The sequence below is a fragment of the Iodobacter sp. genome, assembly GCF_025352645.1.
GTDB lineage: Bacteria > Pseudomonadota > Gammaproteobacteria > Burkholderiales > Chitinibacteraceae > Iodobacter.
Map to the genome: position 1 here is coordinate 1 of NZ_JANXSO010000135.1, position 4515 is coordinate 4515.

A 4515-nucleotide genomic window follows, 5' to 3' on the forward strand; every position below is an offset into this window, starting at 1 on the left:
CCGCCTTTTTTACCTTTAACCGTACCGGCGTTTTGAATTGCTCCCGAGAAATAAAGCAGCTTTTCGGTGAGCGTCGTTTTACCCGCATCAGGGTGGGAGATAATGGCGAAGGTGCGGCGACGGCCTACTTCGCGTGCTAAATCAGTCATGTAAGGGCTACAAAAAAGCAAAAGAGGGATTTTACGTTAAATAGCCGCTATAAGCACGGCTGATGGGGCGGGTGCAGCAAACGGCAGGGTAATCAGCATCATTTGGGTGTTTTATATCCCACCCTTGAGTCCATATTGCTTTCGAAAAAAATCGATCAGCACTTCCTGCCTAATACGGTGGGATAGATAGCTTGCCCTTACTGTTTACAGAAATGGCTATGCTTATGGTTATGGTTATGGTTATTTTAATTAGCTTTTATCAAAGATAGCGCGGCGCCTAAAATAGCCACTTCCTTCGCGGCGGGTAGCCGTGCTGGTGCGGACTACAACACCCATGCCTTGCAATAACTCCCATTGATCTTCATCTGTCATCACAGGAAAATCGCCACCCTTGCTATTAAGCACTTTTTTTTCCCATCTGGTGATTCTGCTACGGATATAGCTTTCCTCTGTAATGGTTTGCTGTCTTTGATAGTTTCCGCTGGATGAATAAAATGAATAAGCTTTTTTTAAAGCATCTACTTTTTCTTTTATGCGCTTTTTTTCCATTTCTTTATCATATTTAGTAACAGGCCCTGCCAGATAAAACCCTGCGTGCGAATCATGTACATACTTTGCAAAAAAATTGATGATCTCATCAGGCATGGTGGCCGTTACATCGGCATAGTCTTGCTTTAATCGCTCTAAATCATAATCAGGAATAAATTTCAATCGCTCTGTTTTAATTTTAAGCGCTTCTTTTTCAAATAATTTAGATGCCTCGTCTAAATCTTGAGCATCCTGAGGGCCAGCGCCGATTATTTTACTTTCTATTTTTGCCACTTTTGCCTTATAGCGGCGGTAATAGCGCATATGCTCATCTAGCATGGTTTCCACTTTGGCTGGTTTTACATTGCTGTATTTTACATAGGCATTATAGGCTAGCCGTAATGCCTCATCTATTTTAAAGTCGGCTTGAATTGCAGGCTTTAATGTAGCTAATGGCTTAAGCGGCACTCCAGCTTTTGAAGCTTCTCGATACATATTTAATAAGGGGATATTAGCAAGTAACTGCTCAATTCCCCCTTTACTACGCCCCTGATCGCCAGGGCTATAGCCCCCGCCCACATCAGAATGCGCGCCTGGATAAACCATTTCCAAAACATTAGCTGGATAGCTTGCGCCATTTCTGGCGCAGCTTAGTGGAAAAGATGCGCGGATTTCATTGGCGGCCACATAATGCACACAGCGCTGTATTTGCGCGGGTATTTCCATGCTGCCATCGGCCCAATCCATTAAACCTTGTACGGGCAGCGGAAAAGAATGCGCTAAACCGACCGATGCCACGGTATCAAAAATACCCAGAAATTGAATTTTTACAGGCACACCCGCAATCAGCGTGCCATTCCCTTCACAGCAATCGAGTAGCCAATGGCAAAAAGCCCTTGCCTCTGCCGCGCCGCGAGAAAAGCCAAAAACCGAAACATTGAGTTGAATAATTTTTGGTTTTTTATTGCTAATTACCTCTGATAATTTTTTTACCTGTTTTTTAAACCAAATCTGTCGCTTTTCATTTGAAAGTGCCCACACGGTGGCGAGTTGAGCAGTTTCTTTGATTGCGGATTTGGCTTCGGCGGCATCCAATAATGGATTTCCATCAAAAGAACGGCGAACACTGTTTAAAACTTGAATTAATGCCCATGCAATTCTAGAATCCCCTCCTTTTGCATAGGCCTTGCCTTCACTACTTTCGCGTAATTCACCAATCTCTTCAAATGGCGTGCCTACACCTGGGATGTAATGGCGAAAATATCCATTCTGTTTTTCATCTTTGTAGCTGGAAAATAATTTAGCAATATTAGAATGGCCTTTTTCTGGCCGGTCTCTTTTATCATTATTATTTGTCCCGTCAAAAAACACACCAACATGAACTGTTTTTTGACAAGCAAGCTGATTGCTAGATATTGAGCAACTACTGGCTTTAGTTAATTGCTCAAGAGCGCTCAGCTTGTTGCTTTCTGGTAATAAAAGTAAATTTTGCGTACTCATACAAACTCCTTATTCAGGTAATTTAGGACCCGGATAATTTGGGTTTTCCGGATATAAATTGCTGACTATAACTTTTACTTGTTGATTGGGTAAAAAATGAGCATAGATATTTCCACCTCCAGGGGGATAAGGATCCACCACAACTTCTTTTTCAAACCAATGCTCTTCCAAAGTATCGGTGGCATTCCACCGCACTTTTACTTTTAACCCTCCCTTGGGGTATTCACGCGGCATAACAACGCAGCACGTTGTACTCCCGCCTCCCCCCATAGGATCAAGATCTCCACCCCATGTATCATTAACATAAAATGCAACAATACCTACTTTGGTATGGTTTAGCCCCGTTAATCCACCTGGAACAGTATTGTCTTCTTCTTTACTGGGGCAGGCAGTGAGGATGCTGAGTAATATAATGCTGAGTAATATTTTAAATATCTTATTCATCTTTTATTTTCCTCACTTTTTTAAATTTACAGCACTTATTTATAAGCAATATGAATTTATGATATTAAAAATTCTGTATTTAGCTAATTGCTCAGCAGCACTGAGCTCTGAATTAGCAGGGATTTTAGATATGCTTTGTGTACTCATTCTTTTTCTTCTCCTGGCATGCCTGGTCCGGGGTATTGCTTGTGCATAGGATGCAGATCACTCACAATGACTCTTATATTTTCATTTGGCAAGAAATGAACATAAACTCTGCCTGCCCCATCGGGATAAGGATCCACCACAACTTCTTTTTCAAACCAATGCTCTTCCAAAGTATCGGTGGCATTCCAGCGCACGTTTACTTTTAATCCACCCTTGGGGTATTCTCGTGGCATAACAACGCAACAAGTTGTTTCCCCCCCCCCCCTCATTGCTCGAATATTGCCCCCCCATGCATCATTGACATAAAAAGTAATAATAGCGACTTTGGTATGGTTTAGACCCGTTAATCTACCTAGAACAGTATTGTCTTCTTCTTTGCTGGGGCAGGCGGTAAGGATGGCGATTGTCATTATGCTAATAAATAGCTTAAGTATGATCTTCATTATTGCCACACATTAATTATTTATACTTTTTTCAAAAAAATAACTGGGTAACTCAGACAAGGCTTGTTGCAATGTTTGTCCATTTGATGTTTTATGCTTTAGCTCCAAATACTCCGGCTGTTTAGCTAAATTTTCACCACAGATCAGCCATAAAACAGCGAGGCTCAGCGTGCTGTTTTGATTGTTTTCAAAGCCTATTTCCTTTGATTCTTTAATGGCGATACTAGACAATTGATAAGACTTTTCTGGCGAATATTTTTCAAGTAAATCAGGAAACTGCTCTGATAACTGTCTAAGTAACACATCTGGAGCGGATTGATCTATAAAATCTGCAAATTGCTGATCTGATAGTTCCAGCTCTTCCGCTACACCTTTCTCCCAGATCTCCCCAGTTTTATTGTTTGTATACATTAAGTAGTTGCCAGCCCGATCTGGCCATAACCAAGACTGCATTGGCTTAAATAATAATTCTTTTTGCTTTTTATCTAAATTGGCAAACAATAGCGCTATGGTTCTGGTATCTGCAAAGCGCAGTATCCATTTTTTATGGCCTGATATCGCATGGTGCACATATTGAAAATGATTTTTTAGCTCTTCAATATTTTTTGTAGTTTTAATAAAGCTTAACATGGGCCTGCTATTACAAATAGCCAGCAATTTAGGCCAAATGCCAAACTCAATAATACGACTCATTGGAACGAGGATAGGCGATAACTCTGCATATTCTTCAAGAGAAGAATGCTCATAAAGAGAGGTAGAGAATGATTGCGTTAATTTGCTTATTTTTTTAGCATCAAAGGCCGCATCAATCAGCACAAACCAAAATGAATCGGCTTCAGGATTTTTTAATAATTCAAATAAGGTATCTTGGTCTTTTATCTTATCAGCAATAATCATTATATTTATCCTACAAATGGGCTAGCTGATTTAAGAGCTAGCAGTAAACATTCTTTGCAAATAGACTCAGGAAACTGCGGCAAAGGCGGATTCATTTGCGCAGGCCCGCTCACATCATGATTCGCGCCTTTCACCGTGACTGTTCCAGGGCAATGGATATCAATATTGCCGCCTTTTAGCCGGATATAGCCGCCACCTGCCGTGAGTAGGATTTCATCTTTAGCGACAATATGGAGGCTTTCTTTGCAGGCGGTGATTTTTAAATCTTCCTGATTATGTCTCTTGCTCAGGAGCCCTTGATTTAGCCATTCGCGCGGCGTAAAGTGAACGAACGTTCTTCTTTGCGGAGGTGGATCATGCCCATCAATGGCATTCAGATGCAAAAAGGCTTGTCTTTGCCTGAGTTC

Annotated in this window: 6 protein-coding genes; all 6 read right to left on the reverse strand. The window is 41.2% G+C overall.

The window, feature by feature from the left end; translation table 11 throughout:
• On the reverse strand, nt 1-149 hold a 149-nt coding region (locus tag Q0R17_RS15415; RefSeq protein WP_293936388.1), incomplete at its 3' end, for a GTP-binding protein.
• Nucleotides 150-398: 249 nt separating this feature from the next.
• Nucleotides 399-2177 (reverse strand): DUF2235 domain-containing protein, encoded by a 1779-nt coding sequence (locus Q0R17_RS15420; RefSeq protein WP_293936376.1) that lies wholly within the window; start codon nt 2175-2177, stop codon nt 399-401.
• Nucleotides 2178-2186: 9 nt separating this feature from the next.
• Nucleotides 2187-2621, reverse strand: a complete 435-nt coding sequence (locus Q0R17_RS15425; RefSeq protein WP_293936377.1) for a DUF3304 domain-containing protein — start codon at nt 2619-2621, stop codon at nt 2187-2189.
• A gap of 143 nt (nt 2622-2764) precedes the next feature.
• Entirely contained in the window at nt 2765-3211 is a 447-nt protein-coding gene (locus Q0R17_RS15430; protein ID WP_293936380.1) for a DUF3304 domain-containing protein, read from the reverse strand.
• Nucleotides 3212-3223: 12 nt separating this feature from the next.
• On the reverse strand, nt 3224-4108 hold the full coding sequence (locus Q0R17_RS15435; protein WP_293936382.1) for a DUF4123 domain-containing protein: 885 nt from the start codon (nt 4106-4108) through the stop codon (nt 3224-3226).
• Nucleotides 4109-4113: 5 nt separating this feature from the next.
• Nucleotides 4114-4515, reverse strand: a 402-nt coding sequence (locus Q0R17_RS15440) for a DUF2345 domain-containing protein (RefSeq protein ID WP_293936385.1), incomplete at its 5' end; no start/stop codon positions are given.

Bases quoted from the DNA above. Each gene is read 5' to 3' on its own strand.
- Q0R17_RS15420 (WP_293936376.1), bottom strand. From the start codon at position 2,177: ATGAGTACGCAAAATTTACTTTTATTACCAGAAAGCAACAAGCTGAGC.
- Q0R17_RS15425 (WP_293936377.1), bottom strand. From the start codon at position 2,621: ATGAATAAGATATTTAAAATATTACTCAGCATTATATTACTCAGCATC.
- Q0R17_RS15430 (WP_293936380.1), bottom strand. From the start codon at position 3,211: ATGAAGATCATACTTAAGCTATTTATTAGCATAATGACAATCGCCATC.
- Q0R17_RS15435 (WP_293936382.1), bottom strand. From the start codon at position 4,108: ATGATTATTGCTGATAAGATAAAAGACCAAGATACCTTATTTGAATTA.